Origin of the sequence: Acinetobacter sp. V2 (assembly GCF_001188385.1) — a bacterium.
Lineage (GTDB): Bacteria > Pseudomonadota > Gammaproteobacteria > Pseudomonadales > Moraxellaceae > Acinetobacter > Acinetobacter oleivorans.
Genome location: NZ_JZFB01000001.1, coordinates 1,705,444 through 1,709,417, shown reverse-complemented (window position 1 = coordinate 1,709,417; position 3,974 = coordinate 1,705,444). Strand labels below are relative to the sequence as shown.

Annotated in this window: 5 protein-coding genes; 2 read left to right on the top strand and 3 right to left on the bottom strand. The window is 39.4% G+C overall.

The features are described 5' to 3' along the window. A partial coding sequence (locus UC75_RS20690; RefSeq protein WP_322842887.1) for a PUA domain-containing protein occupies positions 1-463 on the top strand: 463 nt, incomplete at its 5' end. A gap of 26 nt (positions 464-489) precedes the next feature. Here the strand turns inward: UC75_RS20690 and UC75_RS07820 are convergent. Beyond that, a complete protein-coding gene (locus tag UC75_RS07820) occupies positions 490-1,146 on the bottom strand; it encodes an HAD-IB family hydrolase (protein WP_013197107.1) in 657 nt (218 codons plus the stop codon). Continuing rightward, positions 1,113-2,321, bottom strand: a complete 1,209-nt coding sequence (locus UC75_RS07815; protein ID WP_049837361.1) for a DUF1615 domain-containing protein — start codon at positions 2,319-2,321, stop codon at positions 1,113-1,115. The genes UC75_RS07820 and UC75_RS07815 overlap by 34 nt, the downstream gene beginning before the upstream one ends. A gap of 83 nt (positions 2,322-2,404) precedes the next feature. Here UC75_RS07815 and dusB point away from each other — a divergent pair, with 83 nt between their 5' ends. Further along, complete coding sequence (gene dusB / locus UC75_RS07810) at positions 2,405-3,430, top strand: tRNA dihydrouridine synthase DusB (RefSeq protein ID WP_049837228.1); 1,026 nt, start codon at positions 2,405-2,407, stop codon at positions 3,428-3,430. Positions 3,431-3,467: 37 nt separating this feature from the next. On the opposite strand, the gene UC75_RS20685 is transcribed toward dusB, so the two are convergent. Continuing rightward, positions 3,468-3,974, bottom strand: a 507-nt coding sequence (locus UC75_RS20685) for an NAD(P)H-dependent flavin oxidoreductase (RefSeq protein ID WP_228137165.1), incomplete at its 5' end; no start/stop codon positions are given.

Here is a 3,974-nt window from a genome sequence, read left to right as displayed (position 1 = left end):
GACTAAGGTTCGTGCCGCACGTTTAGCTGCTAAGTCGGGTTGTCCAACCCTCATTGCGAGTGGTGAAAGTGATAATGTCTTGTCACGTGCGATGGCGGGTGAAATGCTAGGTACGTTGTTTACTACAGATAAAGACCGTATGACTGCTCATCAACAATGGCTCGCTGCTCATTTACAAACGGCAGGCCGTCTTGTAATTGATGATGGTGCTGTTGAAGCGATTAAATTAAAACATCGCAGTTTGCTCCCTGTTGGAGTTAAAACTGTTGAAGGACATTTTGATCGTGGCGATGTGGTTGAATGTGTAGACAAACAAGGTAAACGTATTGCAGTAGGTCGAGTGAATTTCAGTTCACGATCTGCTGAAATTATTAAAGGCTTAGCCTCAGATAAGGTTTATCAAGTGTTAGGTGAAGCTCGTTCACTTGAAATGATTCATCGTGATCATATGGCAATTTATTAAGTTATATCTAAATAAAAAAGCTCGCTTTATGCGAGCTTTTTTTCTGGTGTTAAACTAGGTAGCACACGGTCTTCACCCACCATATAGGGGTGTGTCGCGAGACTAAGCATATCTAGGTCTTCTGAGCTATTACCATACGCATAAACTTGATGGTAATGCTGGAGCGTGTATTGCTGATGTATTCTTAATTTCTTTTGTTCACTACTACAATCTGGGGTGGAGTAATAACCTGTCATCATGCCGTTTTTAATTTGAGTTTCAGTACAAATTAATTCGATATTTAGTAGTTTGCAAAGTGGAGCAAGATAAACATCAATTGAAGCGGAAACCAGTACCACTCGATCACCACGTAACTGATGATGTTGTAACTGTGCGAAAAGTTCAGGTGAAAGCGAAGAGACTAACTCTTGTGCATATTCTTCACCTAATCTTTGCAGTTCAATTGCAGGGGTATTTTTGAACATGCTACGAAATAACTTGGCACGCATAGCATGGGCTGGATAAAAGTTAAGATAGTAGGCTTGAATCCATGGCAGGATTTTCAAACCTTGTTTAACAATATGGCGCTTAGACAAAGCATAAAAGATGAACCCTGTAAAACTATCTTTACTACACAAGGTTCCATCAAAATCGAACAGGGCGAGACTTTTTATAGTCTTATGCGTTTCGCTCGTTGCATACATGATTCATATCGTCCGTTTACGCGGGTTGCATACCAATTGGTATTATAGTCACGACTTAATTTTGGCCCAGAAATGACCACTTGTGGCATCATTGCATAGATAGGTTCTTTACCTGTCTTTGCTTTATAAAGTTTCGTCAGAGCAATATAAGTTTGAGTACTTTCAAACTTTTTCTCTTTTTCTAATTTAAGATCATCACGAATTTGTCGTGGGGTAACCAATACATTATTTTTTGCAAATACAGTAATCAGTTCTTTTTCTGACTGGCTTTGAGTCGGACGCGGATCCCCATCTTTTGTGTAAAGAAGCAAATCACCATCAAGACTGATTTCTGTATCTGTTAAGTCATTTAACATGCTTTGAAAAGCAGCATTACGGCTAGAATACATACCTGAGTTATAGTCTGCAAATCGATAAATGGCTTTATCGTAGTCTGCTGGATAAACCATTAAACGATGAATACCATAATATAAACCGCCATATTCAGTATATAAGTCATCACGAAGTGCAGCAGTATTCATGCTTGAGCGTTTATTGGCTTTCGCATAGTTAATATGAACTTGCATAGAACCCAGAGTCGTAATAGGGTTCATTTTCTCGCCAATATCTTGCCCAACTAATTTGGCCGCACCTGTTAATGCACTCACATGGTAATGCTTAGCCATAAAATCGAAAATTTCTCGGTAAAGTAAATCGAGGTCTTTCTCGGTTTTAACCTTACGCATTTGACTCATATAGTTGTTATCCGGAGAAGGCTGAGTTCTTAGCACTTCTTCAAAATAACCGGCAATTGTTCCACCAATGGTTTTGCCAAGCTTATCTTCAAACTTTTCATTTAAACGTGTGCTAACTTCTTCAACTGCTTTTTGGCCTAAACCCGGTACTTGAGGGTTGGCAACAAAGTTAGATTCTTGATCTACTACAGCCACAATACTACAGACATTTTTCTTGGTTTTAGGAATATCCAAGTCTTTCATAATGTCGTCAATATCTTTAGCCCATGACTCACGATCATGTACACGTGATGGGATTAGACGTTTAATCTGTTGGCTTTCTAATTCAGGCTCATCATTATTTGACCACCAAGCTTTATCACCACAAGCAGCTAAACTCATGCACACGGCAGCCATACCGAATGATTTTAATAAAAAACGGGAAGACAACGGTTTGTTCATGGCGAGGAAAGCACCTGCATAAAAAGATGAGCCGATTAAGCGGATGAAGTATACTATGTTGATCATCAATTGTATGAATATATATGTATATTGGTCCCTATCAACTGTCAAATAATTTAATCGTTGCTCCTATGGCCGGGGTCACTGACCGTCCATTTAGAACGCTCTGCAAGTATTTTGGCGCAGGCCATGCAGTCAGTGAAATGATGACTGCCGATAAGACTTTGCGGATGAGCAAAAAAAGCCTTTACCGTGCAAATTTTGACGGCGAACTCGCTCCAATTTCTGCTCAAATTGCAGGTTCTGATCCTGAGCAATTAGCAGAAGCTGCACGTTATCAAGTGGCAAATGGCGCACAAATTGTTGATATTAATATGGGATGTCCTGCCAAGAAAGTATGTAATAAACTTGCTGGTTCAGCATTATTACAAGATGAAGATTTAGTGGCACGAATTCTTGATGCAGTGGTTACTGCTGTTGATGTTCCTGTGACATTAAAAACCCGTTTGGGCTTTTTAAATGGTCAAGAAAATATTTTAAGAGTCGCAAAAAGAGCAGAAGAAGCGGGAATTGCTGCATTGGCTTTACATGGTCGCACCCGTGAAGACATGTATTTAAATACAGCACGTTATGATTTGATCAAACATGTCAAAGAGTTAATCAATATTCCACTTATTGCGAATGGTGATATTGATAGTCCTGAAAAGGCAAAATATGTGCTCGATTATACAGGTGCTGATGCAATCATGATTGGTCGCGCTGCCCAAGGTCGACCATGGATTTTCCGTGAAATTGCTCATTATTTAAAAACTGGAGAGCACTTAGCCGCACCTAATATTGAAGAGGTAAAGCATGTGCTACTTGGGCATTTATCAGAACTTTATCAATTTTATGGTGAATATTCTGGATGCCGTATTGCCCGTAAACATATTGCTTGGTACACAAAAGGATTACGCTCAAGTAACGAATTCCGCCAAAATATGTATAAAGTTGAAAGTACTGCTGAACAAGCATTAGTGGTCGAAAACTATTTTAATCAGCTATTAGCTGAAGGCAATTTGATGAGTGATGTGCAAGTTGAGCAAGTTAACTTATTAGAAACTCATTAAAGGAAAAGCCAGTAAATGTTTACTGGCTTTTTTAAATTTACTCATCTTCTAGCATTTCTACTACTAACTGATTAACTAAATCGGCAGCAGCTAATTCACGTATTTGTGAGACATTACTACCCGCCCAAAAAGCACCGAAGCCATAGTCTTTATTTTTGCTTGCAATTGCATTGAGTTGCTTAGCCAAATCATAAGTATATGGATATTCTGGTTGAGGAGGGCGATTAGGTAAATCAATTTGTGTGTGCCAATGGTTGAGCAATCCACGGGCCGGACGTCCAGAAAGACTGGCACTAATTTGCGTCACAGACTCATTAAATAAAGCTTTACGGTACTCGGCAGATGCATTTGAAGATGGACATTGAATAAAAGCAGTTCCGAGTTGAACAGCTGTAGCTCCTAAACTCAACATATGCCGTGCTTGTGCACCATTCATAATACCACCAGTGGCTACCACAGGTCGTTTGCAATGTTTGACAATAAGATGTACTAAATCACTCGCTTTAATTGCTGCATCAAAAGTCTTATTAAAGATTCCTCGGTG

Excerpts from the sequence above, each read along its gene's own strand:
- UC75_RS07820 (WP_013197107.1), bottom strand. The coding sequence starts at position 1,146 with ATGTATGCAACGAGCGAAACGCATAAGACTATAAAAAGTCTCGCCCTG.
- UC75_RS07815 (WP_049837361.1), bottom strand. The coding sequence starts at position 2,321 with ATGAACAAACCGTTGTCTTCCCGTTTTTTATTAAAATCATTCGGTATG.
- dusB (WP_049837228.1), top strand. The coding sequence starts at position 2,405 with ATGTATATTGGTCCCTATCAACTGTCAAATAATTTAATCGTTGCTCCT.